Genomic DNA, 25,923 nt, shown 5'->3' on the forward strand with positions numbered 1-25,923 from the left:
CGGAAAGCGATCAGCTTGCGCCAGCGGGCAGAATGCCGAGGCCTCTTACCCCCTCGCTGAATCGCTGGATGGATATGTTTTAACTTTGGTCGCGATTCTTTTGAATCTGTGTTCATTCCCGGTGCGAAAGTCTGGCAAGGCCTCGAATACGCCAACAAAGCGATATAGCGTCCTGTTTAATTCATCACGCGAGCGCGCCATTACGATGCGCGTATCGTAGGGTTCTTCGTAGACGTGTTCAGGGTTCTTGTTGATTTCAACGATTGTTTCACCGTCGTCCGAAAGTGAGTTGATCCAGTTTGGTTGCTCGTAAAGCTTTGGGAACCAGACCATGCACTTACCTGGATGACCAATCGACTTTGCCACCTCAATCGGCAGATCCCATACGCCGCGCTGCCAGTGCCCCTTATTGTAGCCAAAGCAGTTCAATGCATCTTTATGTGTCCTAAACGCGGCATGGGGGCCAATTTCGATGAACCCGGATTCCAAGTGCGGCGCTGCGGTAAAGCGCCGTTCGTAGTCCCATGGTCGAAAACGATTATCATCCACGGCGTTTTTCTTCCGCCGCCGAACAAGCTCAACAAAATTGTCGATACATTCATTGAACTTTTCTATTGTCACTTGGCTTGCTTTTATTCTTCGTTCTTCAAGCCCTGAAGCGCCTAATATATCAAAGCTGCGCTTGGCATCTTTGATCTTCGCTTGATCTACGTCGTAATGTCCTTCGTCGATTTCAAGATACAGCCCAAGCTGTGGAAAAAACAGGTCTACGAGATATAACTTGTCTTTTCCGCGACTGCATTGCTGACAAATGAACTCCAGGCCGGGATCGTCAAGGCGATGATAGATCCGGTTGACCGCATAGTGCTCCCAACGCTTCTTTGATGTCTTTGAAAGTGACCTGAGTATGTAGTCAAATCGATTCACGATTTGCTTTCCCCGCAATGAAATGTCCGACTTACAATACGAAGACATGCTTGTGATGAAAGAGGCCCGTCAGATGATCACTCGCAGTCTGTAGCAAAACCTGCTCCACCGCCCGCTGCCTGTGTACAGCCTGTGCACGCCCTGTGCCTCTTCTGTGCACGCCCTGTGCAGCCTGAAACCCAGCATTTACTGGCCCGAACCACATCGCCTCGCGCAACAGTTTCGCCACGCAACGCGCGCCCCTGTTGCGCGCCTGGGACTGCCCGACTACGCTCCGCGCAACACCATCCAAAAGAGGCGCATCATGATCCGCATCGGCATCGGCGGCTGGAACTTTCCGGAATGGCGCAAGGGTGTGTTCTATCCCGAGGGCCTGCCCCAGCGGCAAGAGCTTGAATTCGCCAGCCGCGCGCTGGGCAGCATCGAAATCAACGCCACATATTACCGCAGCCAAAAGCCGGAAAGCTTTCAGAAATGGCATGACGAAACCCCCGATGATTTCGCCTTCGCCGTCAAGGCCAGCCGCTTTGCCACCAACCGCCGCGTGCTGGCCGATGCGGGCGAAAGCGTCCAGCGTTTCCTGACCTCTGGCATCACCCGGCTTGGCCCAAAGCTGGGCCCGATCAACTGGCAATTCGCCGAAACCAAGCAATTCGACGCCGATGATTTCGCGGCCTTCCTGAACCTGCTGCCCGACAGTCAGGACGGCCAGCCCCTGCGCCACGCCATCGAGGCGCGGCACGAGACTTTCGCCGATCCCAAGGCCGCCGATCTCTGCCGCGACCGCAACATCGCGCTGATCCGTTCCATCGACAGCAAATTCCCCGATATCGACGCCGAAACCGCCGATTTCGCCTATGTCCGGCTGATGGGCACCACCGATATCGAAAGGGGCTATGACGATGCAGCCCTTGACCGTCACGCGAGGGATGCCCGCCGCATGGCCGCTGGCCGCGATCTGTATCTCTATGTTATCTCTGGCGAAAAACACCGCAACCCGGCCTGCGCGCAGGCCCTGATGGAAAGACTGACATGAGCTGCGCCTGCGGACACCATCACGCCCCTACCGCCTGCGACGACACAGGCGCCCCAATCGCGCTGAAACGCCCGATGATCGCACTGACCGGACGCCTGATCTGCGCCGATGCCGCCCAGATGATGACCGCGCTGGCACATCTGCCCGATCACACCACGCTAAGCCGCGCCGAGCCCGGAAACCTGCGCTTTGACCTGACGCAGGACGAGGACCCGTTGATCTGGCAGCTAACCGAGCTGTTCGCCGATGCCGACGCCTTCGCCGCCCATCAGGCGCGCAGCAGAGACAGCGCGTGGGGACAGGCGTCGACCGAGATCAAGCGCGATTTCACCAAGACAGAGGCCATGCCGCATCTGCGCCCCGAAAGCACCGCCGATCATGCCGCCATCCATGCGCTGACCGTCGCCGCCTTCGGTCAAACCGATGAGGCCGATCTGGTCGACGCCCTGCGCCGCGCCGGTGATCTGGATCTGTCGCTGGTCGCCAGCCAGGGCGGCACCGTCCTGGGCCATATCGCACTGTCGCCCATAGACGCACCTTTCCCTGCACTGGGATTGGCACCGCTGTCGGTTCATCCGGCCATGCAGCATCGCGGCATCGGCGCGGCACTGGTCACCGCCGCCATCGCGGCGCGCCCCGACCACGCGATCATCCTTTTGGGCGATCCGGCCTATTATGCGCGCTTTGGCTTTCAACCCGCCGATCTGCAATCGCCCTATGCCGGCCCCTATTTGCAGGCCACCGGCCCCGGCATCACAAAAGGCGCGGGCATCACTTTCGCGCCGGCTTTCGCCAGTCTGGGCTGACGGATTGGTCCCGGTCCGGACCTATTCGGCAGGGACGTTCGGCGCGCGCAACCGTACCCGCTTGATCCGGCGCGGATCGGCATCGACAACCTCGAACTCGGCGCCCGAATCGTGGCCGATCACCTCGCCGCGCAAGGGAATGCGGCCGGTCATCATAAAGATCAGCCCACCAAGCGTGTCGATCTCTTCGTCCTGATCATCGCTGCCAAGGCGCAAACCGGTTTCGGCCTCGACCTCATTCAGCGGCGCACGGGCCTGGATCAGCCATTGGCCGGGCTTTTCCTCGACCCAGAGGCCGCCCTCGGCCTCGTCATGTTCGTCCTCGATCTCGCCGATCACCTGCTCGATCAGGTCCTCGATCGTGACCAGCCCGTCCACGCCGCCATATTCGTCAATGACCAGCGCCATATGCATCCGTTTCTGCTGCATCTGCTGCAAAAGCACGCCGATGGGCATGGATGGCGGCACATAAAGCAAAGGCCGCAGCATCGGGCGCAGGGTAAAGCGCCCGCCCTTGCCAAAGCCGTGTTTCAGCGTCAGATCCTTGAGGTGGATCAGGCCGACCGGACTGTCCAGCGTGCCGCGAAAGACCGGAATGCGGGAAAAACCGTGCTCGCGGAACATCTCGACCAGATCGTCCAGCGAGGTCGTGATCGGCGCCGCGACAATTTCGACCTTGGGAATGGCAACGTCATCGACACGCAAACGGCGCAGGTTGACCATACCCGGCGCGGGATGGGTCGTCGGGCGACCGTCTTCGCGCGTTTCCTCTTCGTCGGAACCCTCTTCCTCGCTGCCGAAAATATCGCCGAAAAAGCGCCCAAGGAACCCTCGGTTGCTGGGCAGATCGCGCCCATCCCCCCCCACGCCATCGGCCGTGCCGGCCGGCTCGTCGAGAGGGGGGGTGCTAGATCGGGGTTCGGAACTCATGTCACTGTCTCTGTATAAGGGTCTGAAATATCAAGGCCGGCAAGGATTGAACGCTCTGCCGCCTCCATGGTTTCGGCGTCGGGGTCATTTTCGTGATCATAGCCGGCCAGATGCAAAATCGCATGGACCAGCAGATGCGTCGCGTGATCGGCAAGGGGCTTGCCTTGCGCCTGCGCCTCGGCGGCGCAGGTATCGTATGAGATGGCGATATCACCCCACTCATCGCCGCCGGGCAGTTCGGGCCGCGCGCCCGGCGCGTGGGCACGGTGTTCGATAGCGGGCCAGCTCAACACATTGGTCGGGCGGGGCTTGCCACGGAAATCGGCATTCAGCGCGGCAATGCGTTCGTCATCACAGCCCATCACCACGATCTCGACCGGGTCCGCCTGCAGCCAGTTCAGGGTCGCACGCGTCGCGCGCTGTGCCAGTGCCGGCAATCCCGCGCTTTCCCATCTGTCATCCTCGATGACTGTTTCAACCGTTCCGCAATCTGCGACCGGATCAGCCATCGCCACGTCCCCGCCGGGGCGGATAGGTACCACGGATCGGTTCGCCCTCGCCACGGGCGAGTGCTGCCTCGGCCTCGCCATCATAGGCTTCGATGATCCGGGCGACCAACGGATGCCGGACCACGTCCTTGGAGGTAAAGTAGCTGAAGCTAATGCCCTTGATATCGTTCAGGATATGCTCGGCATCCACCAGCCCGGAATGCACCCCGCGCGGCAGGTCGATCTGAGTTCGGTCGCCGGTGATAACCATGCGAGAACCCTCGCCCAGGCGGGTCAGAAACATCTTCATCTGCATGGTCGTGGCGTTCTGCGCCTCGTCCAGCACCACAAAGGCGCTGGCCAGCGTGCGGCCACGCATAAAGGCCAGGGGCGCGATCTCGATGCGCTTTTCCTCGATCAGTTTCTGCATCTGCTTGCCGGGCAGAAAATCATTCAGCGCATCATAGAGCGGCTGCATGTAGGGATCGACTTTTTCCTTCATGTCGCCTGGCAGAAAGCCCAGACGTTCGCCCGCCTCGACGGCGGGACGCGACAGGATGATCTTGTCGACATGGCCGTTGATCAGCATGGTCACGCCGACGGCCACGGCCAGATAGGTCTTGCCGGTGCCTGCCGGGCCGATCCCGAAAGCCAGCTCATTTTCGAACAGCGCCCGGACATAGGCCTTTTGCGCCTCGGTGCGCGGCTCGACCGATTTCTTGCGGGTGCGCAATTCGTAATTGCCAGCCTGGAACATCTCCAACTGATCGGTGGGCGCGGTTTCGGTGATCGTCTCAGGCCCCATGCGCAGCGCGGCATCGACCTCGCCCATCTCGACGGTGCGGCCTTGTTCCAGCCGTGCATACAACGCGCGCAAGACCTGCGCTGCCTCGGCCTGGGCATCGGGTGCGCCGACCACGGCCAGCAGGTTGCCCCGGCGCAGCACATGGACGCCCAATGCCTCTTCGATCCGCGCCAGATGCCGGTCATTGGCACCGCACAGATCAATCAGCAGACGGTTGTCGGGGAACTCCAGCAAGGTTTCGCTGGCGGCGGGGGAAACGGGGGGAGTGGGATTCAGACCCAAATGCGACTCCTGAAACGGGCTTATGCATATATGGTGGCAAGCGCCGGCCGGTTTCGCAAGGGATTGCATAAAAATTGGCAAACGAATGTGACAGGATTTCGTCAATCCGCGGTTTATTGCCACACGGCCGCACAGAAAGCGTCACTCTGTGCCCAGAAATCCCCGCAGCGCCGCAGCCTGATCCATATCCGCGACCGGGCCATCCCAGGCAATGCGCCCCTCTTGCAACAGCGCCACCCTGTCGCCGATGGCGCGCACCGAGCTCATGTCATGGGTGATGGTGATCGCGGTCGCGCCCGTCTCATCGACGATGCCCCGGATAAGCGCGTTGATCCGGGCCGCGCGGATCGGGTCAAGTCCGGTGGTTGGCTCGTCGAAAAAGATCACCGCCGGGTCGTCAGCGATGGCGCGTGCCAGCCCGGCGCGTTTGCTCATCCCACCCGACAGCTCGGCCGGCATCAGATCGGCGGTCTCAGATCCAAGTCCCACGCGGGCCAGCTTGTCCAGCGCGATGGCGCGAGCCTCGGCATCGGGCATACGCTGGCGCAGACGAAAGGCGACATTTTGCCAGACCGACAGGCTGTCGAACAGTGCCGCGCCCTGAAACAACATGCCAAAGCTGGCCAGAAAATCGCGTCGCCGCGCGGCGGTCAGCGTCTGACCCCGCCACAAAACCTCGCCTGCGTCGGGCGTCTCCAGTCCAAGGATGCATTTCAGCAAAACCGATTTTCCGGTGCCGGACTGACCGATCACGCAGAGGCTTTCCCCCTGCCTGACGCCGATGCTGACGCCGTCCAACACAGGTTTCGTGCCAAAGGTTTTGACCAGTCCGCGCGTCTCGATCATCAGAAGAACACCCCGGTCAGCAGAAAATTCGCCGCCAGAATGGCCACGGCGGCGGCCACCACAGCGGATTTAGTGGCCCGCCCCACGCCCGCCGCACCGCGACCAGAACGCATTCCGAACCAGCATCCGCTGACCGTCACGATCAGCCCGAATGCCGCGCCCTTCAGCAGCCCCGAAACGATATCCCAGTTTTCCAGATAGGCCCCGCTGTTCGAGATGTAATCGGCCGAGGTAAACCCAAGCGACTGCGTCCCGACCAGCCAGCCGCCCATGATGCCCACGACATCACCCACTGCGACGAGTAAGGGCACGGTCAACAGCCCGGCCCAGAGGCGCGGCGTCACCAGCCAGCGCATCGGGTCAGTGGACAGCGTGACCAGCGCGTCGATCTGTTCGGTGACCTTCATCGTGCCGATTTCGGCTGCGATGGAACTGGCCACGCGCGCGGCGACCATCAGCCCACCCAGCACCGGGCCAAGCTCGCGCACCATGCCAATGGCGACAATGGCGGGCACCACATCGCTGGCCTGAAACCGCGCCCCGCCCGAATGGATCTGCAACGCCAATGCAGCGCCGGTGAAAAGCGCCGTCAGCCCGACGACCGGCAGCGACAGCCAGCCGATCTGCAAAAGCTGCGCGGCAAAGGCGCGGCCATAAAAAGGCCGCAGCCCGAACAGACCGCGTATCGTGAACAGCGTCACCCCGCCGATCCCGCGCGTCACCCGCAGCGCAGCGCGACCAATCAGACGGACAGGGTTCACAAATAGGTCCGTTCATAGCGGTGCCCAAGCGAGGTCAGGATCTCATATCCAATGCTGCCAGCCAAGCCGGCCAGATCGTCGATCTTTTGCGCCGGGCAGATAATGTCCAGCGTCTCGGGCACTTGGGCCAGTGCGGTGACATCGGCAGTAATCAGGTCCATCGAAACGCGGCCAACGATGGGACAGGCAGTCCCCGCCGCGTAAAGGTTGGCCCCCTGCCCGGACATCGTGCGCAACAAGCCGTCCGCATAACCCGCCGCCACCGTGGCGATCTGGCACGGCTTGTCGGCCGACCAGGTCGCCCCATAGCCCACGAACTCGCCGGCCTGAACATCACGGGTCTGGATCACCGGCAAGGACAGGCGCACGACCGGCTGTGCCTCGGCAAAGGGTTGCCCGCCGTAAAGGCCGACACCGGGCCGGACCAGATCGAAATGATAGTCCGGCCCCAGCAAGATACCGCCCGTCGCCGCCAGCGAAAGCGGCACGTCGCAGCCAGCGGTCATCTGCTGGAAGGCCGCCAGTTGCATCGCATTTGCCGGGTGATCAGGTTCATCTGCGCAGGCCAGATGCGAAATGATCAGGGCGGGCTGGTCGGCCAGCGCCTCATCGCGGATGACGGCCCATTGCGCGGGCTCGATCCCAAGGCGGTTCATGCCGCTATCCAGCTGGATCGCAAAGGGCTGGCCCGGCCGCATTGTCCGGTCGCGGAAGAACTGGCGCGGACTGTTCAGCACCGGGATCACCCCGGTCAGTTCCGCACCCTCCATATGTCCCGACAGGATGAAAATGCGCGTGTCATCCGGCAGAAACGCCCGCAGCGTCTGCCCCTCGCTGGCCAGCGCAACAAAAAAATCCCGCGCCCCGGCCTCATAAAGCGCGGGCACCACGCGCGGCGCACCCAGCCCATAAGCATCGGCCTTCACCACGGCTGCCGCACGCGCGCCTGGCGCCTTGCCCGCCAGCGCCCGGTAATTCGCCTGAACGGCACCAAGATCTATCTGCAAACCCATCTGCATCGCCTTTTCGGATAAGCTGCTCGGCGTCAACAGCCAGAGACACCTTGCGTGATCACTCGCTGTTCAAGCGTCTAACTGAACATCTCGGCGCCATCCAGCTTGTCAGTCAGGGTGGAGCTTACGAAAAAAACGTGGCCAACGAAACGCGCGGTGTCGAACCCATGAAATAATGACCATTGGGGAAGATATGAAGATTATATGTAATTGAAATTATTATGTAAATAGTTGATTCTCACCCGCTTGAGCGGCCAGGTTGTCCATTAAACACGCAGTTCTTGTCCATCGATTTCTCAATGAAAAATGCCGCCCGAAGGCGGCATTGAACACTGGTAAGGATAAAGGTCGGAAGGGCGCCGAACTTGGCGGTGTAGTGTAGAATCAACGCCGCGCTGGCTTGAGCCGTTTCGGGTGCCGGATGTGGTTGCGTTGAACCATCACACCGAGGATTTTGCGTTCGGTTGTCACGGGCTCGGTCGCAACAATATGTTTGCGAAGCACATCCCGGATCGGCCCACGATCATCATGATTGGTGAGCTACTCCCCGAAATTCGGACACTGACATAAGCTAGGATTTGCAGTCTGCTGATCTTCGACGAGAAGGAGATCAGAAATGTCGAAACGCAAACAGCACGCGCCTGAGTTCAAGGCGAGGGTCGCGCTGGAAGCCCTGAAGGGCGAGGAGACGGCGGCCGAGCTGGCGAGCCGGTTCGGGGTGCATCCCACGATGATCCATCAATGGAAGCGAGCCCTGCTGGAAGGGGCCTCCGGCGTGTTCGAGCGCGGCGGTCGAAAGAAGCCCGAGATTGACGAGGAGCAGGTGAAGGAGCTTCACGCCAAGATCGGGGAGCTGGCGGTGGCCAACTCTTTTTTGGAACGAAAGCTGAAGCCCTGGGGCGGGAAGTGAGGCGCGGCATGATCGAGCCGGACTATCCCCAGCTGTCCATCGGTCAGCAGTGCAAACTGCTCTCGATCGCGCGCTCGTCCTATTACTACGAGCCCAAGGGAGAAACCGAACAGAACCTCGGCCTGATGCGGCAGATCGACGAGCAATTCCTTGAGACCCCGTTCTTCGGCGTCCGGCAGATGACCTGGCACCTGCGCAATGAGGGGCATCTCGTGAACGAGAAGCGGATACGCCGGCTAATGCGCCTCATGGGCTTGATGCCGATCTACCAGAAGCCCAATACCAGCAGGCCGGCGAAAGGGCACAAGACCTATCCCTACCTGCTGAAAGGGCTGCGTGTGGAACGCCCGAACCAGGTCTGGTGCTCGGATATAACCTATCTGCCCATGCGGCGCGGCTTCCTATACCTCGTCGCAATCATGGACTGGCACACTCGAAAGGTCCTGTCCTGGCGGATCTCGAACACGCTGGAGGCCGACTTCTGTGTCGAGGCGCTGAACGAGGCCATCCACAAATTTGGCCCGCCCGAGATAATGAATACTGATCAAGGATCTCAGTTCACGTCCTTCGCTTGGACGGATCGGCTCCGCCGGTCGGGCGTGCGGATCTCGATGGATCGGAAAGGCCGTTTCCTGGACAACATCTTCATCGAGAGGCTGTGGCGCACCCTGAAATACGAGTGCGTCTACCTGCATGCCTGGGATACAGGATCAGAGACCAAGGCGGCCATCCGGAAATGGATGACCTTCTACAACCACCAGCGCCCGCACTCGGCCCTCGGCGGCAAGCCTCCGGCGCTGGTCTACTGGAAGAGAAATGATATCAACCAACCCGATCAGCAGGTGCAACGAGTAGCTTAATCTACGCCAGATCCTGTCCAAGAGATGGGGAGTAGCTCAAAGCGACCCATAGCGAAGTATTATGAGGCCAAAACGCTTCTTCAATATAGTGAACTTTTCCAATTGTCCCAGAGCGTCCTGTCACGACACCTGGCCCATTGGTCCGGGCCTCGTTGTGGTGCTTCAAAATACCATTTGAGTAAACAATTGGGACTGAACCCGGTTCAATTTTTTCGTTTGGCAGATCAAACCCACGCTGTAGTGGGGCAACGTCCGACAGTGCCTTCTCCTCCCAATCCGGGAAGGGTTGGCCGTCGTCGCGGGTGAAGCGGAGGGTTTGGGCGAAAGGCTGTTGCATCAGGCCGTATTTGAACGCCTCCAGCCCGCCCTTCTTGCGCTGCAAACCCGCCAGCTTGGCATCCACCACCCCCAAAAACGCTGCGATTTTTGTTTGTTCGGGGAGGGAGGGAGGGAAGAAACAAATGCGTGGAAAGAATAGTCTTGTTCGACGTGTGACGAACAGTTGAACCAGTAGCCGTTTCGCGTATTCGCAGCAAGAAAGCCGCCGTCTGCATAAATTGTAGAATGAGGTCTTTGCGAGCAAGCGACTCTTCTACTTCGATCTGTGCAATACGTTGATTCAATAGAACAGGCTCATCGTCTTTAGTTAGAAGAAGGGGACGCCCGAGCAATTCGCAACTTGGATTTAGGTCCGTCAGAAGGACAAGCAGGTCGCCAGACTTGCATTGAAATTTTTTGTCCACTTTTTCAGTGGTTCGCTTGCAGAAAGCTGCTGCGAATTTACCCCTTCCATTCTTGCTGAAATTCTTTGGAATGACGAGTAGGCTACCTTCGTCACAAAAAAGTTCACTCGAAAATGCATAACCGGACTGTAATTGCGCGACAGACGAGAACCTTGATCCAACCCACTCCCCCTCAAACCCCGGAAACCGCAGGGCTGGCACCACCCCGCTCATACCGGGGACTCCAGACCCAGCTCAGCGCAAAATGCGCGCAGTTGGGCGTCGATGTCGGCCATTTCCGCCTCAACCCCGCGCAGGTCTGCCGTCACGGCGGCCAGATCAATCGCCTTCGCCGCCTCAAACGTCTCGACATAGCGCGGGATGTTCAGGTTATGGTCATTTCCGGCAATCTCCTCCCGGCTGGCCGCGTGCGAAAACCGCGCCACCACCGCGCGCGACCGGTAAGCGCTGACGATCTGGTCAATATCGCCTTCGCGCAGATAGTTCTGGTTCTTGGCCTTCTCGAAACAGCCGGATGCATCGACGAACAGCACATCCTCCGTCTCGCGGCATTTCTTGAACACCATCAGGCAGGTGGGAATGGAGGTGCCGTAAAAGATATTTGCGGGCAGGCCGATCACCGCATCCAGCCAGTTCTTTTCGCGTATGATGAATTCGCGGATCGCCCCCTCGGCCCCGCCCCGGAACAGCGCGCCGTGGGGCAGCACCACGGCCATGGTGCCATTGTCATCCAGATGCGCCAGCATGTGCTGTACAAAGGCGAAATCGGCCTTGGACGCCGGGGCCAGCCGCCCGTATTGCGCAAAGCGGTCATCCGACAGCATCACCGGGCGCGCGGCCCATTTGGCCGAAAACGGCGGGTTGGCCACGATGGCCTCGAACAGCATCCCCTCATGCTGGGGGTGTTCCAGCGTATCCTCCTGCCGCAGGTTGAAATTGCGGTAGCTGACCCCGTGCAGGATCATGTTCATCCGCGCAAGGTTATAGGTGGTGCGGTTCATTTCCTGACCGAAGAAGTCATCGACCTGACCCACCTCACGCGCGACGCGCAACAGCAGCGACCCGGACCCGCAGGTCGGATCATAGACCGACCGCAGCCGCGATTTGCCGGTGGTGACGATGCGCGCCAGAATGGTGGAGACCTCTTGCGGGGTATAGAACTCGCCCGCCTTTTTGCCGGCGCCCGATGCGAACTGGCCGATCAGGTATTCATAGGCATCGCCCAGAATATCGCTGTCGGCATCGTCCAGCGCGAAGTCGATGGCATCAAGGTGGGTCAGCACGCGTGAGATCAGATCGTTCTTGGCCTCTTCGGCGCGGCCCAGCTTGGTCGAAGACAGGTCAAGGTCTTCGAACAGATGGTCGAAATCTTCCTCGGATTCGGTGCCCATCGTGGAGCGTTCGATATTGTTCAGGATGGTCTGCAATTCGCCCAGGATGAACTGCCCTTCGGCACCCCGGCGGGCGACGGCGGTGAAAAGCTCGGACGGGCGCAGGAAATACCCCAGCGCCTCCAGCGCGGCATCGCGGACTGCATCCAGAACGGCATCGCCATGCGGCTGGCCCTCGGCAATGTCCGTATAGGCCACGCCATCCTCGGCCAGAATCCGGTCGGCATAGAGGTTCATGCGTTCCGACAGGTATTTGTAGAAGATGAACCCCAGAATATAGTCGCGAAACTCATCCGCGCCCATCTTGCCCCGCAGGGTATTGGCGATGTCCCAGAGCTTTTGCTCCAGCTTCTTTTTCTGCTCGTCAGTCATCTGGGCGCGCCGGGGTAAAATACGGATAATGCTCGGAAAACCGGCCCGCGCTTGGGTCATGCGGTATTCTTAGGCAGTGGGGGCGGGCATGACAACGCAGGGCGCGCGGATTTATGTGGAAAAGGTGGGGGGAAGGATTGGGCAGGTGATTGGCATGCCTGCATCAACCGTCAGCCTAAAGTCCGACGGGGCCGCATGGCGCAAGAGTCAAACAACGCGCTTACTTGTATCGTCACGATGAACAGCAGGTGAACATCGAGCATTGCAGCACCGTGTGTATGGGGGCCGTTCCTGCGCATGCTTTGTCAGTGCAGTCGGACGCCAATTGCCTGAAGCTGCGCAGCCCTTTCGATCATCCGCACCACAGTCCGAAGGCTCAAGTTGAACTGATCATGGCGTTCGATGGCTTCAATAACCGCCTCGATTGAAACCTCGTCCAGAGCCTTTCTTTGTCCTTCGCGTCGGGCGAAGCCGACCAGTTCGGCGGTAGTGATTTCCTGCAGCCGGATCGGGGGGCAGCGGCTTAGAAGCGGTTCCAGCAAGCTGGCCGCGTTGTTCGATGTCATCACCCAGTTTACATAGCTCATATCAAATTTGACTTCGAAATAGGGGCAAGACCAGCCTGCAGCGCTAAGCGGCTCCAGCAAGGGAAGCAGCGCATCGGTCAAGCTATAGGCTTCGCCCCTCTTCGATTCCGCTCGCCCGCTCTTTTCCACTTCATCACCCACCACGACGGGGTTACCGACCCGCGTCGCAAGGATGGTGTTGAGCAAGCGGCCGGGATTTGAATTCCCCCAGTTGAGCTACGACCCGACGAGGCCAAAGGACGCGTTCTCCACGGTTGCTTCATAGGCGATGGTTGGCACTTTGATCAGGTTGGCCAGCGTGCGGGCCCAGGCACTTTTGCCAATGCCCGGCAGGCTGTCCAACAGCATTAGGGGCAGGCGCAGGCCGATATCGCCATCTCGTGCGGAGAGGCGCATACCGTGCCAGACGGCTTCGGTAGCCGGACCCATCCATGGAAATTCGGCGTGGAGAGCCGCCGCAAGTTCATCGGCCTGATGTTCGGTCTCGATCTGCACCAGACGAACGCCTCCGCGCAATGCCTCCAGCTTCTTCAGGTCATCGGGTTTCAAATGCGATAGCCCGCTGCCTTGTGAAAAGCGGTCGCTTATCTTGGTGGCGCGGCGCTCGATTTTGCGACTTTCCTCAGGGTCGGGGCGGAGAGGATCCTTTTGGTTCAGCCAGTCCAGATCGTTTTTGGCCGCCGCCTCAATCAGAGCAGCAGTTTGCTGCTGTCGGGCCGCAAGAAGCTTGCGACGATGTGCAAGGAGGCGTGCGGTGATCTGCGCCCTTGAACGCGCGGGGTCCGGAAGGCGTGCTTGGATGAAACGGAACGGTGGCATGGCATGTCCTGTGGCGGTTGATGCGGCGAGGCCGCGCTGCACCCTATCCCCGTGGAAAGGGCGCAGAAAAAAGGAAAGGACCGGGCCTGCAGGGCCCCTTGTTCAGTGCGAACAAGGCCGGCGTGATGGGGGAGGATTGAGGGCTGGCGATGCTGACGTCAACCGGGGGAGGCGGGCCACGCGGCCGGTTCAGCCGTTGTTGTTCTGCTCAACGCGACTTCCCATAATACGTTGATTCAAAAACTGAATTCAGAATTCGAACTTCTGGGTGGACAGCAACCATGTGTGAAAATGGTCAAAACCCCCCCAAATTGGACATTATTTCCTGTGTCCGACAAAACGCGCGGCAGGCAAGCTCGATTGATTTAGCTTATTTGCATTTTGCACAACGTCACCCCGGCATAGTTTGCAAATTTTCCCGATTTTTCTTTTCTCTGCGGTGCGGCAGGCGTAGTTTCGCGCAACTTCACCGGGAGGCTTCGCATGAAAGACATTCTGGAAGAGCTTGAGCGCCGCCGCGATCAGGCCCGCCTTGGGGGCGGCGAGCGCCGCATCGAGGCGCAGCACAAACGCGGCAAGCTGACAGCCCGCGAGCGCGTCGAACTGTTGCTGGACGAGGACAGCTTTGAAGAGTTCGACATGTTCAAGACCCACCGCTCGACGGATTTCGGCATCGACGCCGAAAAGCCATATGGCGATGGCGTCGTCACCGGGTGGGGCACGATCAACGGCCGCATGGTTTATGTCTTTTCGCAGGACTTCACCGTCTTCGGCGGCTCGCTGTCGGAAACCCATGCCCAGAAGATCTGCAAGATCATGGATATGGCGATGCAGAACGGCGCTCCGGTCATCGGCATCAACGACTCGGGCGGTGCGCGGATCCAGGAAGGCGTCGCCAGCCTTGCCGGCTATGCCGAGGTGTTTCAGCGCAACATCATGGCCTCGGGCGTGATCCCGCAAATCAGTCTCATCATGGGCCCCTGCGCAGGCGGCGCGGTCTATAGCCCCGCGATGACCGACTTCATCTTCATGGTGAAGGATACCAGCTATATGTTCGTGACCGGCCCCGATGTGGTCAAGACGGTGACGAATGAGGTGGTGACCGCCGAACAATTGGGCGGTGCATCGACCCACACCAAGAAAAGTTCGGTCGCGGATGGGGCGTTTGAAAACGATGTCGAGGCTCTGTCCGAGATCCGTCGGCTGTTCGATTTCCTGCCCCTGAACAATCGCGAAAAGGCCCCGACCCGGCCCTTCTTCGATGATGTGGCGCGCGTCGAGACCAGTCTGGACACATTGATCCCGGACAATCCGAACACGCCCTATGACATGAAAGAACTGATCACGAAGGTCGCCGACGAGGGCGATTTCTACGAGATCCAGCGCGATTATGCCGCCAATATCATCACCGGCTTTATCCGCATCGAGGGCCAGACTGTCGGCGTGGTCGCCAACCAGCCGATGGTGCTGGCAGGCTGTCTGGATATCGACAGTTCACGCAAGGCCGCGCGCTTTGTGCGCTTTTGCGATGCTTTCGAGATCCCGATCCTGACCTTCGTCGATGTGCCGGGCTTCTTGCCGGGCACGACACAGGAATATGGCGGCGTCATCAAGCACGGCGCCAAGCTGCTGTTCGCTTATGGCGAAGCGACGGTGCCCAAGGTCACGGTCATTACCCGCAAGGCCTATGGCGGGGCCTATGACGTGATGGCGTCCAAGCATTTGCGCGGTGATTTCAACTATGCATGGCCCACAGCGGAAATCGCCGTGATGGGCGCCAAGGGCGCGGTCGAGATCCTGTATCGCAGCGAGCTGGGCGACAAGGAAAAGATCGCCGCACGGACCAAGGATTACGAGGATCGCTTTGCCAATCCCTTCGTCGCGGCCGAAAAGGGCTTTATCGACGAGGTGATCCAGCCGCACTCGACGCGCAAGCGCGTGGCACGGGCATTTGCCAGCCTGCGCGGTAAAAAGCTGACGAACCCCTGGAAGAAACACGACAACATTCCCTTGTAGAAACACCGTAACGGGTTGAAACATGTCGCTTTTGCACGAATCCGTGAATGATGCAGCGCCGCCACAGGGCGGCGGACATCTGCCTGTTGCCGATACGGTCCGCTGTATCGGCGCTGTTCTCACGGCTATCATGAGGCGTCCGGCGCATGAAGATGCCGGTATCAACGTGAGCAGTCGGGCCGCTTTCGGTCCGCAAAACAGGAGCATCAATTCATGGCCAAGAAAATTGCCTTCGCCCTTATCCTGGTTGGCGTCGTCGCCGCCTGCCAACCGCAGCAACCCGACGTCGTTGTCACCGACCCGATGGTGCCGGTCTCGCAAGAGCCCGTCTATCAGGGCAAATACGGCAACTGACCTTGCCTCGCGCGGGGGGCCTGATCGCCGCCCGCGCATTCTGCCGGCCCTGCGTCTGATCCAGTCAACAGGGGGCCTGGCATGATAAAGCACCGCAATTTCCCGTCGCGCCTGCCGGGCACGAACTTTCAGTTCACCATTCGCCGCGCGGTGGACAAAAAAGGCGCCACGCCAATCATCAAGCGCGAGCGTTTCCGCCATCGCAAACCCGCTGACCGTCGCGCCGACGAGGGCTTTCTGGCTGCCTTGATCGAGCATTTCGGCGAAGAGCCGTTCGAGCGCGGCAATCTGGATGCCGGTCGCCTGTCCTGGCTGATCGACCGCGAGGTATTGGCGATCGGTGATCTGGATCCGGTCGATTACGAGCAGATGCTCAGGGTTGACCTTGCGGCGGCGCAGGCGTCTTTTCCCCTGATCTTTCAAGGCGAAGAGGCCGAAGAGAATTGGTCAGAGGACACGGATGAAAAAGATCAATGGGGCAGCCGCTGATGCGCGATTTGCCGCTTATCGCGTTTCTGTCACAGCGTTGTCAGTTTGACGCCGCAGTCCGGCATGGCATAGTCCCGTGTTATACAGCAACGACCCGCAACAGGGTCCTAAATACAGGCAAGACCACATGCAGACCAAGACCTTCTTCCGCCTCTCGGGCGCCGTCCTCGTCGCAGCAGCCCTGTCGGCTTGCGCACCTGGCTACCAGACCGGCCTGTCGGCCGATACGCAGCGTGCCGCCGGTGGCGCCGTTGCCGGTGCTGTTGTTGCCAAGGCACTTGACGAAGACATCGCAACCGGCGCGGCGCTCGGTGCGGCTGCTGGCGCGCTGTGCGACGACGCACGCGTCTGCCAGACGGGCTACTGATCTACGAAACCGTGAAGCCCCCGCGGCGGAACGACAGACCGTCGCGCGGGTTTCGCTCTGGACAGGACAGGGCGCCCCGCGCGCTGAGTGTTCGGAAAATGACAAAGGATATGATCCATGCGTAAATCCGCCACGTTCGCTTCAATTGCGGCTTTGGGCTTCGCCGTCGCTGGCTGCACCCAGGGCATCAACCCGACCGACACCGACCGTGCCATCATCGGCGCAGCCGTCGGTGCGACCGCAGCCCATGTCGGTGATCGCGAAGAAAGCGACTACTACAAGGCCGCTGCTGCCGGCGCCGCTGCTGGCGCGCTGTGCGACGACGTTCGCCTGTGCCAGTAACACGCAGCTGACCCTGCGCGGCCCTTTCGCCGCCGCAGCAAGCTTCATCAACGCCGTTCCCGCCACCTGCGGGGACGGCGTTTCTCGTTTTCAGCCTCGGGGATAGCCCATGTTCAAGAAAATCCTGATCGCCAACCGGGGCGAAATCGCCTGCCGCGTCATCAAGACCGCCCGCAAGATGGGCATCAAGACCGTGGCCGTCTATTCCGATGCCGACCGCAACGCGCTGCATGTGAAGATGGCCGATGAAGCTGTCCATATCGGCCCGCCGCCCGCTAACCAGTCCTATATCGTGATCGACAAGATCATGGACGCGATCCGCCAGACCGGCGCAGAGGCCGTGCATCCCGGTTACGGCTTTCTGTCGGAAAACATGAAATTCGCCGAGGCACTGGAAGCAGCAGGCGTCGCCTTTATCGGCCCGCCCGCCGGTGCCATCGAAAAGATGGGCGACAAGATCACGTCGAAGAAACTGGCCAAGGAAGCCGGCGTTTCCACGGTGCCGGGTTACATGGGCCTGATCGCCGATGCTGATGAGGCGGTGAAGATCTCGAACGAGGTTGGCTATCCGGTGATGATCAAGGCCAGCGCCGGCGGCGGTGGCAAGGGCATGCGCATCGCCTGGAATGACGAAGAGGCGCGCGAAGGTTTTGATTCCTCAAAGAACGAGGCCGCGAACAGCTTTGGCGACGACCGCATCTTTATTGAGAAATTCGTCACGCAGCCACGCCATATCGAAATTCAGGTGCTGGCCGACAAGCACGGCAATGCCGTCTATCTGCACGAGCGCGAATGTTCGATCCAGCGCCGCAACCAGAAGGTCATCGAAGAGGCCCCCTCGCCTTTCCTCGACGAAGCCACCCGCAAGGCGATGGGCGAACAGGCCGTCGCGCTGGCGCAGGCCGTGGATTACTCCAGCGCGGGCACGGTGGAATTCATCGTCGATGGTGACAAGAATTTCTACTTCCTCGAAATGAACACGCGCCTGCAGGTCGAACATCCGGTGACCGAGCTGATCACCGGCGTCGATCTGGTCGAACAGATGATCCGGGTGGCCGATGGCGAGAAACTGCCCTTTGCGCAGGCGGATCTGAAGATCAACGGTTGGGCCATGGAAAGCCGGCTTTATGCCGAAGATCCCTATCGCGGCTTTCTGCCATCCATCGGGCGCCTGTCGCGTTACCGCCCGCCAGCCGAGATCGCAGCCGGCCCGCTGAAGACCAGCGGCAACTGGGTCAATGACAGCGAGGGCGGCGAAAGTCCCGTCGCCGTCAGGAACGATACCGGCGTCTATGAGGGCGGCGAGATCAGCATGTTCTATGACCCGATGATCGCCAAGCTCTGCACATGGGCCCCGACGCGCGGCGAGGCAATCGAGGCCATGCGCGTCGCGCTGGACAGTTTCGAGGTCGAGGGGATCGGGCATAACCTGCCCTTCCTCAGCGCCGTGATGGATCACCCGAAATTCACCTCGGGCGATATGACGACGGCCTTTATCGCAGAGGAATATCCAGACGGCTTTCAGGGCGTTGAACCCGCTGACACCGACGTCAAGCGCATCGCCGCCGCCGCCGCCGCCATGCACCGCGTGGCCGAGATCCGCCGCACACGCATCACCGGTCGGCTTGGCAATCACGAACGCCGGGTGGGCAAGCATTGGGTGGTCTTTATCGGCGCCCACGAGATCCCCGTTGAGATCGAGGCCGACCGCGAAGGCTCGACCGTGACCATCGACGGCAAAGAGATGCGGGTCGAAAGCAACTGGCGCCCCGGTCAGTCCCTGGCGCGGCTGCTGGTCGATGGCGACCCGCTGGTCCTGAAGGTCGACAAGATCGCCGCTGGTTACCGCCTGCGCACACGCGGCGCCGATCTGAAAGCCTATATCCGCCGCCCCCACGCCGCCGAACTCGCGCGCCTGATGCCGGTGAAAGAGGCGCCGGATACCTCGAAATTCCTGCTCTGCCCGATGCCCGGACTGGTCGTAAAGATCAACGTGGCCGCCGGCGACGAAGTGCAGGAAGGTCAGGCACTGGCCGTGGTCGAGGCGATGAAGATGGAAAACACCCTGCGCGCCGAAAAGAAGGGCGTGGTGAAATCCATCAACGCCGAAGCCGGTGAAAGCCTGAAGGTCGACGATGTGATCATGGAGTTTGAATGAGGACAAAGGGCCAAACCTGTCTGGTCGGGGCAGCGTCCCTTCTGGGGGGCTTAGGCGGCTATTTTGCCATGGGCGTGGCGAATGCGATCGTTTGGCACCCGCCGGTTGTCCGCACCTTTCCTGCAGGGCTTACGGGTTGGCCGGTGTGGTGGCCCAGTGCCCCCGGCCGGTTCCTCGCCTGGAACCAGCCCATCTGGGGCGCCGCTGGCGCGCTGGCCTATGCGCTGGTCTGGCGCGGTCTGGGCGGCCCGATCCGGTGGTCAAGGGTCGTCGTCCTCTGGGCCGGAATGGTGTCAGCGATCATCCTTTTGGGCCTGATGGTGCGCGACGGCTTGATCGGCTTCGGCCATGCGACCGCCGCCGCGTTCTGGCTTTACGGGCTGATCGGACTGTTTTCGGTCCGTGACTGGGTTATTCGATGAAAGGGCGAGGGATTTAGGTTTGGACTGGCAGACGCTGATATCGAACGAACGGGTCGTTGCGTCCTTTGTCACCGCCATTGTCGGCGGTGGGGTGGTGGCTGCTGGTTGGTTCTGGACCCATGCCCTGTCGCGGCGGCGCGACAAGTTGCTGCGCAGCGAACGTATCAACGACATCCAGCGGGCCCTGCTGGCTGAAATTCGGGCGCATGTCGTGGCGCTTGAGGCGCAGCGCGATACCGGCGGGTTGCAAAGCCTGACCATGATTTCGGATAAGGATTATCTGCCCATCCTGCCGCATGACGCCAATGACCGCATCTTTCGCGCCATCGTGGAAGAGGTTCACATGCTGCCCGAATGGGCCATTGATCCGGTCGTGCGCTATTACCGGCTATTGGCCGTGCGTGCGGCGCTGGCACAGGACATCCGCAGCAATGCGAGGGATTATCCCCGGCGCGCGGCAGAGATGTTTCAGGACTATATCGCCCTGAACGAGGAAACGCTGGAAACCGGTCTGGATGCGGTCGAGGTGCTGACGGCCAGCCTTCATGGCGGACGCCAGGAGGTCGAGGCGATGCTGGTGCGCCGGCAGCGCGATATGGCCGGGGATCTGGTGGCGGCGGCGCCGCGCGCGCCTAATACGCGATCTTCGGACCCGAGAGACCTGTGATGGGCGTCAATCCGATGGCAGCGGTAATTTCATTGGCACTGCGCCGCCGCACAGGCTTGGGCAGCGGCTGCACCGCATCCGATGGCTTGCGGCGCTCGCGGACATCACGCGTCGCGCCTGACCGTTCATTCTGTGGGCTACGTTTGTCGGCTGCCGAATTTGCCATTGCGAAGTCCTCTGTCACGGCGAATTCATCCGCCATAAAAGATAATATAAGCCAGCAGCGACCAATCCACAACATTTTGTGCAAGGCGCAAACTGTGTGCAGGACCTCAGGGCGCAATGCCCGCGCGGCCGATCTCTTGCCGGCGCAGCGGGAATTTGTCGATGGCCCGGCTGATCTCTCGCACGCTCCACGGGAAGGGCTTGCGCAGTTTGACCTGCCCGTCCTTGTCCATCAGCACCAACGAAAAACCGCGCGGGTGCAATGTGTTACGCCAGACAGTTTCAGCCGCAGGATCGGTGTCGGTGATGACCACCACATCCCGCTCGATCAGCATGGTCGGATCACGCTCAAAAGCCTGCATTTGCTCTACAAAGGCCGGATCCTGGGGCGTGTCAGCGAAAACCACCATCGGTCGCTGTTGCCACAGGAACTGATCCGGCTCCGTCTCGGCGGCGGACAGAACCGTCAACTCGAACTCGACCTCGGCGGGTGCCTCGGGTTCGACCGCGACAGGCTCGACCGGCGCTTGGGCGACGGGCGGCAGATCGGCCGCCGCCTCGGGCGGCCCACCGGATTCACCGGGCCCCATCGCGGCCACCAGCATCACAAACAAAACGGGTCTCAGATTCATCGGCACCTCTTCCTATTGGAATATAGGGTGAATACGCCGCTGCGAAAGGACAGAACGCTATGACTGACCAAACAAAACCGGCATTGGACGACTGGCGCAAGCTGGCGGAGAAGGAATTAAAGGGCAAACAGCTCGAGAGCCTGAACTGGGAAACGCTGGAGGGGATCACCGTCAAGCCCCTCTACACCGCAACAGATACCGACAATTTGCAGCATATGGGCACCCTGCCCGGCCTTGCGCCCTTCACGCGCGGGCCCCGCGCCACAATGTATGCGGGCCGGCCCTGGACCATCCGCCAATATGCAGGCTTTTCGACGGCCGAGGAATCCAACGCCTTCTATCGCCGCAATCTGGCCGCCGGTCAGCAGGGCGTGTCGGTGGCCTTCGATCTGGCAACGCATCGCGGCTATGACAGCGATCATCCGCGCGTCGAGGGCGATGTCGGCAAGGCCGGTGTGGCCATCGATTCTGTTGAGGATATGAAGATCCTCTTTGACGGCATCCCGCTGGACAAGGTCAGCGTGTCTATGACCATGAACGGCGCGGTGATCCCGATTCTGGCCAGCTTCATCGTCGCGGGCGAAGAACAGGGCCATGACCGATCCGTCCTGTCGGGCACCATTCAGAACGACATTCTGAAGGAATTCATGGTCCGCAACACCTATGTCTATCCGCCCGAACCCTCGATGCGGATCATCAGCGACATCATCGAATATACCAGCACCGAGATGCCGCGTTTCAACTCGATCTCGATCTCCGGCTATCACATGCAGGAAGCCGGCGCGAATCTGGTGCAGGAACTGGCCTATACACTGGCCGACGGGCGCGAATATGTCCGCGCGGCCATCGCGGCGGGCATGGATGTCGACGCCTTTGCCGGGCGGCTGTCGTTCTTTTTCGCCATCGGCATGAACTTCTTCATGGAAATCGCCAAGCTGCGCGCCGCGCGGCTGTTATGGCACAAGATCATGACCGAATTCGGCGCGCAAAAGCAGTCATCGCTGATGCTGCGAACGCATTGCCAGACATCGGGCGTCAGCCTGCAGGAACAGGACCCCTATAACAACGTCGTCCGCACTTCCTATGAAGCAATGTCGGCGGCCCTTGGCGGCACGCAATCGCTGCATACCAACGCGCTGGACGAGGCCATCGCCCTGCCCACCGATTTCTCGGCCCGGATCGCGCGGAATACCCAGCTGATCCTGCAAGAGGAAACAGGCATCACCAATGTCGTCGATCCGCTGGCGGGATCTTACTACATCGAAAGCCTGACCGCCGAACTGGCCGAAAAAGCCTGGGAGTTGATCGACGAAGTCGAAGAACTGGGCGGCATGACCAAGGCCGTCGCAACGGGCATGCCCAAGCTGCGGATCGAAGAAACCGCCGCGCGCCGTCAGGCGATGATCGACCGTGGGCAAGAGGTCGTGGTCGGCGTCAACAAATACCGCAAGGAAAAAGAGGATCCGATCGACATTCTGGATGTCGACAATATCAAGGTCCGCGACAGTCAGATTGCCCGGCTGGAAAAAATCCGCGCCACCCGCGATCAGGATGCCTGCGACGCGGCGCTTGCCGAAATGACCCGCCGCGCCGAAGAGGGCGGCAACCTGCTGGAGGCTGCGGTCGAGGCCGCCCGCGCCCGTGCATCAGTCGGAGAAATCAGTATGGCCATGGAAAAAGTATTCGGCCGCCACCGCGCCGAGGTCAAAACACTGGCAGGCGTCTATGGCGCCGCCTATGAGGGCGACGAAGGCTTTGCAGCCATTCAGCGCGACGTCGAAAAATTCGCCGAGGAAGAGGGCCGCCGCCCGCGTATGCTGGTGGTGAAGATGGGTCAGGACGGCCATGACCGGGGTGCCAAGGTCATCGCGACCGCCTTTGCCGATATCGGCTTTGACGTCGATGTCGGCCCGCTGTTCCAGAACCCGGATGAGGCCGCGCAGGACGCCGTGGACAACGACGTGCATGTCGTCGGCATCTCGTCTCAGGCTGCAGGCCACAAGACTCTGGCCCCGAAACTGATCGAGGCGCTGAAAGCCCAGGGCGCGGGCGAAATTCTTGTCATCTGCGGCGGCGTCATCCCGCAGCAGGATTACGAGTTCCTCAAAAAGGCGGGCGTCAAGGCGATCTTCGGGCCGGGCACCAATATCCCCGCCGCTGCCGCCGATATCCTGCAACTGATCCGCAAGGCCCGTACAGCCTAGCGCCTGACGACGATCGGCCTTGCCCCAACGTACTGAGTTTCATCGGTGCAAAATAACCCTGGGGGCGAGGGCCGATCAGGCCAAGGGGCAGACAACCCCCCTTTCCGCAGCTACAAGATGAACCATGAGCCTGCCACGCGCACCTGATCGACTTTCTGATGACATGGCTCAGGCCATCGGCCACGCCGTATCCGCCTTTGGCTTTCTGGAAGAGGCGCTGAAACGCGCGATATTCTCGCTGACCCGGCAGAGGTTGGGCGAGGATGTGTCTGAAAAGGCCATGCAGAAATGGCTGCGCCGGATGGAAGATATCGCCGATGACAGCCTTGGCACGCTGATCGACAGCTTTATCGCCGCCCTGCGGCAGGCGGGGATAGACGAACGCCATGTCCTGTCAGACGCACTGACCAAGATCCGGATCCAGCGCAACCTGCTGTGCCACGCCTCATGGCGACCGGGCGAACAGCCCGGTTACTGGCACCCGACCTTTATCAACACGCGCGGCGAATCCTATCCCGATGACATGAACCCCGCCGATGTGATGGCTGTTCATGCCGCAACCCTTGGCACCGCGCGGCGCGTCGTCAGCATCATGCGCGCCACAGGGATCGAGGGCGAATGGGTCGGTTGGGACGAGGAAGAGGTCAATGGCTAAGCAGTCCAGGGAATGGCCGATCACGCTGGATTATCCGCAGATCTGGCTGCCGGTTTTCGCACTGGCGATCTGGTTGATCGGGCGCGTCCTGCCATCTGGCGCTGATCTTTTCGTCGCCCTTGGCTGGTTGTTGGTACTGGCAGCATTGGCGCTGATGGTCTGGTCGGCGCAGCATTTTCGCCTTGCGCGCACCTCGATCAATCCGCATGGGCAGCCCGATGCGCTGATCACCGGCGGGCCTTTCCGGTTTTCGCGCAACCCGATCTATCTGGCCGACGCGATGATCCTGATCGGCTTTTGTCTGGCCTGGCGGGCGCTGCCTACGCTGATCCTGATCCCTGTTTTCGTCTGGCTGATCAACCGCCGCTATATCGTGAAAGAAGAGGCGCGGCTGACCGCGGCCTTCCCCGAAACCTATCCGGCCTACACCCAACGCGTGCGCCGCTGGCTGTGACGCTGCTTTCCCGCGTTGCAACGCAGGCCGGTCCGCGCTAACACCCCGGCGATACAGAACCTGAGGGACATCATGTCAGCCCCCCTTCGCCTTGGCATTGCCGGGCTCGGCACTGTCGGGACCGGAGTGGTCAAGATCGTGCAGAAACATGTCGAACTGCTGGCCGCGCGATCGGGCCGGCCTGTGACGATCACGGCCGTCTCGGCCCGCGACCAGATGAAGAACCGCGATGCCGACCTGTCGGGCTTCGACTGGGAAGCCGATCCGATGGTGCTGGCCTGTCGCGACGATGTGGATGTCTATGTCGAGTTGATCGGCGGTGACGAGGGCATCGCCAAGGACAGCATCGAGGCGGCTTTGCGTGCCGGCAAGGATGTGGTGACCGCGAACAAGGCGCTGGTGGCCATCCACGGACAAGAGCTGGCCGTGCTGGCCGAAAGCCTGGGCCGTGTGATCCGTTTCGAGGCGGCGGTGGCCGGCGGCATCCCGATCATCAAGACAATGACGGAATCGCTGGCTGGCAACGGCATCACCCGCGTGATGGGCGTGATGAACGGCACCTGCAACTATATCCTGACGCGGATGGAAAGCGCCGGCCTGCCCTATGAGACGGTGTTCGAAGAGGCGCGTCAATTGGGCTATCTCGAGGCCGACCCGACGCTGGATGTGGGCGGGATCGACGCCAGCCACAAGCTGGCCATCCTGTCCTCTATCGCCTTTGGCACCAAGGTCGATTTCGATGCGGTCGAGATCGAAGGGATCGAGCGCGTCAGCATCGACGATATCAACCGCGCCGCCGATATGGGCTACAAGATCAAGCTGCTGGGCGTGACGCAGATGACCGGGCGCGGCCTTGAACAGCGCATGTCGCCCTGTCTTGTTCCCGCCGACAGCCCCCTAGGGCAGTTGCAGGGCGGCACCAATATGGTTGTCGTCGAGGGTGATTCCGTAGGCCAGATCGTGCTGCGCGGCGCTGGCGCCGGCGAGGGCCCCACCGCCAGCGCCGTGATGTCGGATATCGTCGAAATCGCACGCGGCGTCCGCCTGCCGGTCTTTGGCCAGCCGGCCTCTGGCCTGCGCAATGCGCAGCCCGCCCGCACTGCCGTGCCTGCTGCCTATTACATCCGCATGGAATTGCAGGACAAGCCCGGCGCGCTGGCCAAGGTCGCCTCGATCCTGGGTGATGCCGGCATCTCGATTGACCGGATGCGGCAATACGGCCATGGCGAGGATGATCGGGTGCCGGTTCTGATCGTCACGCACAGGACCACGCCCGACGCGATTGATCACGCCATCGAACTGCTGCCCCGGACCGGCGTTCTGGCCGGTGAGCCGGTCGAGTTACGGATCGAAGACCTCTAGCAGGGTGCTGAAATAGTCACTTCTGGACAACGATTTGAGAACATGATTCCTGCTCCGCAG

General features: G+C 60.8%; 27 protein-coding genes. 15 read left to right on the forward strand and 12 right to left on the reverse strand.

Annotation, left to right across the window (positions count from 1 at the left end; translation table 11 throughout):
* Window positions 1-45: 45 nt before the first annotated feature.
* A complete protein-coding gene (locus tag CUV01_RS01245) occupies window positions 46-927 on the reverse strand; it encodes an AbaSI family restriction endonuclease (protein WP_101461776.1) in 882 nt (293 codons plus the stop codon).
* 304 nt (window positions 928-1,231) lie between these two features.
* Between CUV01_RS01245 and CUV01_RS01250 the strand changes: the two genes are divergently transcribed.
* Window positions 1,232-1,963, forward strand: a complete 732-nt coding sequence (locus CUV01_RS01250) for a DUF72 domain-containing protein (RefSeq protein WP_101458883.1) — start codon at window positions 1,232-1,234, stop codon at window positions 1,961-1,963.
* A gap of 74 nt (window positions 1,964-2,037) precedes the next feature.
* Complete coding sequence (locus CUV01_RS01255; RefSeq protein WP_232962395.1) at window positions 2,038-2,769, forward strand: GNAT family N-acetyltransferase; 732 nt, start codon at window positions 2,038-2,040, stop codon at window positions 2,767-2,769.
* Window positions 2,770-2,790: 21 nt separating this feature from the next.
* On the opposite strand, the gene CUV01_RS01260 is transcribed toward CUV01_RS01255, so the two are convergent.
* The 6 genes from CUV01_RS01260 to alr all read right to left on the reverse strand — a co-directional run bounded on the left by CUV01_RS01260 (window position 2,791) and on the right by alr (window position 7,894).
* Window positions 2,791-3,699 (reverse strand): hemolysin family protein, encoded by a 909-nt coding sequence (locus CUV01_RS01260; RefSeq protein ID WP_101458885.1) that lies wholly within the window; start codon window positions 3,697-3,699, stop codon window positions 2,791-2,793.
* A complete protein-coding gene (gene ybeY / locus CUV01_RS01265) occupies window positions 3,696-4,208 on the reverse strand; it encodes an rRNA maturation RNase YbeY (RefSeq protein WP_101458886.1) in 513 nt (170 codons plus the stop codon). Before ybeY ends, CUV01_RS01260 begins: the two co-directional genes overlap by 4 nt.
* Window positions 4,201-5,274 carry a PhoH family protein gene (locus tag CUV01_RS01270; RefSeq protein ID WP_232962397.1) on the reverse strand — a complete coding sequence of 358 codons (1,074 nt, stop codon included), beginning with the start codon at window positions 5,272-5,274 and terminating at the stop codon, window positions 4,201-4,203. The genes ybeY and CUV01_RS01270 overlap by 8 nt, the downstream gene beginning before the upstream one ends.
* Before the next feature lie 141 nt (window positions 5,275-5,415).
* A complete protein-coding gene (locus CUV01_RS01275; protein WP_101458888.1) occupies window positions 5,416-6,120 on the reverse strand; it encodes an ABC transporter ATP-binding protein in 705 nt (234 codons plus the stop codon).
* On the reverse strand, window positions 6,120-6,881 hold the full coding sequence (locus CUV01_RS01280; protein ID WP_101458889.1) for an MlaE family ABC transporter permease: 762 nt from the start codon (window positions 6,879-6,881) through the stop codon (window positions 6,120-6,122). The genes CUV01_RS01275 and CUV01_RS01280 overlap by 1 nt, the downstream gene beginning before the upstream one ends.
* Window positions 6,878-7,894, reverse strand: a complete 1,017-nt coding sequence (gene alr / locus CUV01_RS01285) for an alanine racemase (protein ID WP_101461777.1) — start codon at window positions 7,892-7,894, stop codon at window positions 6,878-6,880. The genes CUV01_RS01280 and alr overlap by 4 nt, the downstream gene beginning before the upstream one ends.
* Before the next feature lie 616 nt (window positions 7,895-8,510).
* Here alr and CUV01_RS01290 point away from each other — a divergent pair.
* A protein-coding gene (locus CUV01_RS01290; protein WP_232962399.1) for an IS3 family transposase occupies window positions 8,511-9,664 on the forward strand; the annotation gives its coding sequence in 2 pieces (ribosomal slippage) (window positions 8,511-8,763 and window positions 8,763-9,664; 1,155 coding nt in all).
* Between the two features lies 1 nt (window position 9,665).
* On the opposite strand, the gene CUV01_RS01295 is transcribed toward CUV01_RS01290, so the two are convergent.
* From CUV01_RS01295 to CUV01_RS19985, 4 genes are all read right to left on the reverse strand, one after another.
* A complete protein-coding gene (locus CUV01_RS01295) occupies window positions 9,666-10,067 on the reverse strand; it encodes a restriction endonuclease subunit S (protein ID WP_198731858.1) in 402 nt (133 codons plus the stop codon).
* Between the two features lie 549 nt (window positions 10,068-10,616).
* A complete protein-coding gene (locus CUV01_RS01300) occupies window positions 10,617-12,170 on the reverse strand; it encodes a type I restriction-modification system subunit M (protein ID WP_101458890.1) in 1,554 nt (517 codons plus the stop codon).
* Window positions 12,171-12,475: 305 nt separating this feature from the next.
* Window positions 12,476-12,943, reverse strand: a complete 468-nt coding sequence (locus CUV01_RS19980; RefSeq protein ID WP_232962400.1) for a P-loop NTPase family protein — start codon at window positions 12,941-12,943, stop codon at window positions 12,476-12,478.
* A gap of 30 nt (window positions 12,944-12,973) precedes the next feature.
* Window positions 12,974-13,576 carry a hypothetical protein gene (locus CUV01_RS19985; RefSeq protein WP_232962402.1) on the reverse strand — a complete coding sequence of 201 codons (603 nt, stop codon included), beginning with the start codon at window positions 13,574-13,576 and terminating at the stop codon, window positions 12,974-12,976.
* A 483-nt stretch (window positions 13,577-14,059) separates the two neighbouring features.
* Between CUV01_RS19985 and CUV01_RS01310 the strand changes: the two genes are divergently transcribed.
* The 8 genes from CUV01_RS01310 (at window position 14,060) to CUV01_RS01340 (ending at window position 20,391) form a co-directional block, all read left to right on the forward strand.
* Window positions 14,060-15,592 carry an acyl-CoA carboxylase subunit beta gene (locus tag CUV01_RS01310; RefSeq protein WP_101458891.1) on the forward strand — a complete coding sequence of 511 codons (1,533 nt, stop codon included), beginning with the start codon at window positions 14,060-14,062 and terminating at the stop codon, window positions 15,590-15,592.
* A 213-nt stretch (window positions 15,593-15,805) separates the two neighbouring features.
* Window positions 15,806-15,946, forward strand: coding sequence for a hypothetical protein (locus CUV01_RS19880; RefSeq protein WP_198731859.1), 141 nt, complete (start codon window positions 15,806-15,808; stop codon window positions 15,944-15,946).
* Between the two features lie 81 nt (window positions 15,947-16,027).
* On the forward strand, window positions 16,028-16,435 hold the full coding sequence (locus CUV01_RS01315) for a hypothetical protein (protein WP_101458892.1): 408 nt from the start codon (window positions 16,028-16,030) through the stop codon (window positions 16,433-16,435).
* Window positions 16,436-16,562: 127 nt separating this feature from the next.
* Window positions 16,563-16,802, forward strand: a complete 240-nt coding sequence (locus tag CUV01_RS01320) for a hypothetical protein (RefSeq protein ID WP_101458893.1) — start codon at window positions 16,563-16,565, stop codon at window positions 16,800-16,802.
* A 117-nt stretch (window positions 16,803-16,919) separates the two neighbouring features.
* Window positions 16,920-17,144, forward strand: coding sequence for a hypothetical protein (locus tag CUV01_RS01325; protein WP_101458894.1), 225 nt, complete (start codon window positions 16,920-16,922; stop codon window positions 17,142-17,144).
* Between the two features lie 109 nt (window positions 17,145-17,253).
* Complete coding sequence (locus CUV01_RS01330; protein ID WP_101458895.1) at window positions 17,254-19,302, forward strand: acetyl-CoA carboxylase biotin carboxylase subunit; 2,049 nt, start codon at window positions 17,254-17,256, stop codon at window positions 19,300-19,302.
* A gap of 143 nt (window positions 19,303-19,445) precedes the next feature.
* Window positions 19,446-19,724: a hypothetical protein gene (locus CUV01_RS01335; protein WP_157994748.1), complete on the forward strand. Its 279-nt coding sequence runs from the start codon at window positions 19,446-19,448 to the stop codon at window positions 19,722-19,724.
* 19 nt (window positions 19,725-19,743) lie between these two features.
* Window positions 19,744-20,391: a hypothetical protein gene (locus CUV01_RS01340; RefSeq protein ID WP_101458897.1), complete on the forward strand. Its 648-nt coding sequence runs from the start codon at window positions 19,744-19,746 to the stop codon at window positions 20,389-20,391.
* 272 nt (window positions 20,392-20,663) lie between these two features.
* Here CUV01_RS01340 and CUV01_RS01345 read toward each other — a convergent pair whose 3' ends face one another.
* The gene (locus CUV01_RS01345) at window positions 20,664-21,188 is read right to left on the reverse strand and encodes a DUF4174 domain-containing protein (RefSeq protein WP_101458898.1); all 525 of its coding nucleotides are present in this window, start codon (window positions 21,186-21,188) and stop codon (window positions 20,664-20,666) included.
* Between the two features lie 59 nt (window positions 21,189-21,247).
* On the opposite strand from CUV01_RS01345, the gene scpA reads away from it, so the two are divergent.
* The 4 genes from scpA (at window position 21,248) to CUV01_RS01365 (ending at window position 25,863) form a co-directional block, all read left to right on the forward strand.
* Window positions 21,248-23,392: a methylmalonyl-CoA mutase gene (gene scpA / locus CUV01_RS01350; RefSeq protein WP_101458899.1), complete on the forward strand. Its 2,145-nt coding sequence runs from the start codon at window positions 21,248-21,250 to the stop codon at window positions 23,390-23,392.
* Between the two features lie 124 nt (window positions 23,393-23,516).
* Window positions 23,517-24,047, forward strand: a complete 531-nt coding sequence (locus CUV01_RS01355) for a hypothetical protein (protein WP_101458900.1) — start codon at window positions 23,517-23,519, stop codon at window positions 24,045-24,047.
* Window positions 24,040-24,501 carry a methyltransferase family protein gene (locus CUV01_RS01360; RefSeq protein ID WP_157994749.1) on the forward strand — a complete coding sequence of 154 codons (462 nt, stop codon included), beginning with the start codon at window positions 24,040-24,042 and terminating at the stop codon, window positions 24,499-24,501. The genes CUV01_RS01355 and CUV01_RS01360 overlap by 8 nt, the downstream gene beginning before the upstream one ends.
* A 72-nt stretch (window positions 24,502-24,573) precedes the next feature.
* Complete coding sequence (locus CUV01_RS01365; protein ID WP_101458902.1) at window positions 24,574-25,863, forward strand: homoserine dehydrogenase; 1,290 nt, start codon at window positions 24,574-24,576, stop codon at window positions 25,861-25,863.
* Window positions 25,864-25,923 lie beyond the last annotated feature (60 nt).

It is taken from the genome of Paracoccus tegillarcae, assembly GCF_002847305.1.
Classification (GTDB): domain Bacteria; phylum Pseudomonadota; class Alphaproteobacteria; order Rhodobacterales; family Rhodobacteraceae; genus Paracoccus; species Paracoccus tegillarcae.

What these genes read in the sequence shown, in the direction of transcription:
- CUV01_RS01250 (WP_101458883.1), top strand. Translation starts at nt 1,232, where the DNA reads ATGATCCGCATCGGCATCGGCGGCTGGAACTTTCCGGAATGGCGCAAG.
- CUV01_RS01255 (WP_232962395.1), top strand. Translation starts at nt 2,038, where the DNA reads ATGATCGCACTGACCGGACGCCTGATCTGCGCCGATGCCGCCCAGATG.
- CUV01_RS01260 (WP_101458885.1), bottom strand. Translation starts at nt 3,699, where the DNA reads ATGAGTTCCGAACCCCGATCTAGCACCCCCCCTCTCGACGAGCCGGCC.
- ybeY (WP_101458886.1), bottom strand. Translation starts at nt 4,208, where the DNA reads ATGGCTGATCCGGTCGCAGATTGCGGAACGGTTGAAACAGTCATCGAG.
- CUV01_RS01275 (WP_101458888.1), bottom strand. Translation starts at nt 6,120, where the DNA reads ATGATCGAGACGCGCGGACTGGTCAAAACCTTTGGCACGAAACCTGTG.
- alr (WP_101461777.1), bottom strand. Translation starts at nt 7,894, where the DNA reads ATGGGTTTGCAGATAGATCTTGGTGCCGTTCAGGCGAATTACCGGGCG.
- CUV01_RS01300 (WP_101458890.1), bottom strand. Translation starts at nt 12,170, where the DNA reads ATGACTGACGAGCAGAAAAAGAAGCTGGAGCAAAAGCTCTGGGACATC.
- CUV01_RS19985 (WP_232962402.1), bottom strand. Translation starts at nt 13,576, where the DNA reads ATGCCACCGTTCCGTTTCATCCAAGCACGCCTTCCGGACCCCGCGCGT.
- CUV01_RS01310 (WP_101458891.1), top strand. Translation starts at nt 14,060, where the DNA reads ATGAAAGACATTCTGGAAGAGCTTGAGCGCCGCCGCGATCAGGCCCGC.
- CUV01_RS19880 (WP_198731859.1), top strand. Translation starts at nt 15,806, where the DNA reads ATGGCCAAGAAAATTGCCTTCGCCCTTATCCTGGTTGGCGTCGTCGCC.
- CUV01_RS01315 (WP_101458892.1), top strand. Translation starts at nt 16,028, where the DNA reads ATGATAAAGCACCGCAATTTCCCGTCGCGCCTGCCGGGCACGAACTTT.
- CUV01_RS01320 (WP_101458893.1), top strand. Translation starts at nt 16,563, where the DNA reads ATGCAGACCAAGACCTTCTTCCGCCTCTCGGGCGCCGTCCTCGTCGCA.
- CUV01_RS01325 (WP_101458894.1), top strand. Translation starts at nt 16,920, where the DNA reads ATGCGTAAATCCGCCACGTTCGCTTCAATTGCGGCTTTGGGCTTCGCC.
- CUV01_RS01330 (WP_101458895.1), top strand. Translation starts at nt 17,254, where the DNA reads ATGTTCAAGAAAATCCTGATCGCCAACCGGGGCGAAATCGCCTGCCGC.
- CUV01_RS01345 (WP_101458898.1), bottom strand. Translation starts at nt 21,188, where the DNA reads ATGAATCTGAGACCCGTTTTGTTTGTGATGCTGGTGGCCGCGATGGGG.
- scpA (WP_101458899.1), top strand. Translation starts at nt 21,248, where the DNA reads ATGACTGACCAAACAAAACCGGCATTGGACGACTGGCGCAAGCTGGCG.
- CUV01_RS01355 (WP_101458900.1), top strand. Translation starts at nt 23,517, where the DNA reads ATGAGCCTGCCACGCGCACCTGATCGACTTTCTGATGACATGGCTCAG.
- CUV01_RS01360 (WP_157994749.1), top strand. Translation starts at nt 24,040, where the DNA reads ATGGCTAAGCAGTCCAGGGAATGGCCGATCACGCTGGATTATCCGCAG.
- CUV01_RS01365 (WP_101458902.1), top strand. Translation starts at nt 24,574, where the DNA reads ATGTCAGCCCCCCTTCGCCTTGGCATTGCCGGGCTCGGCACTGTCGGG.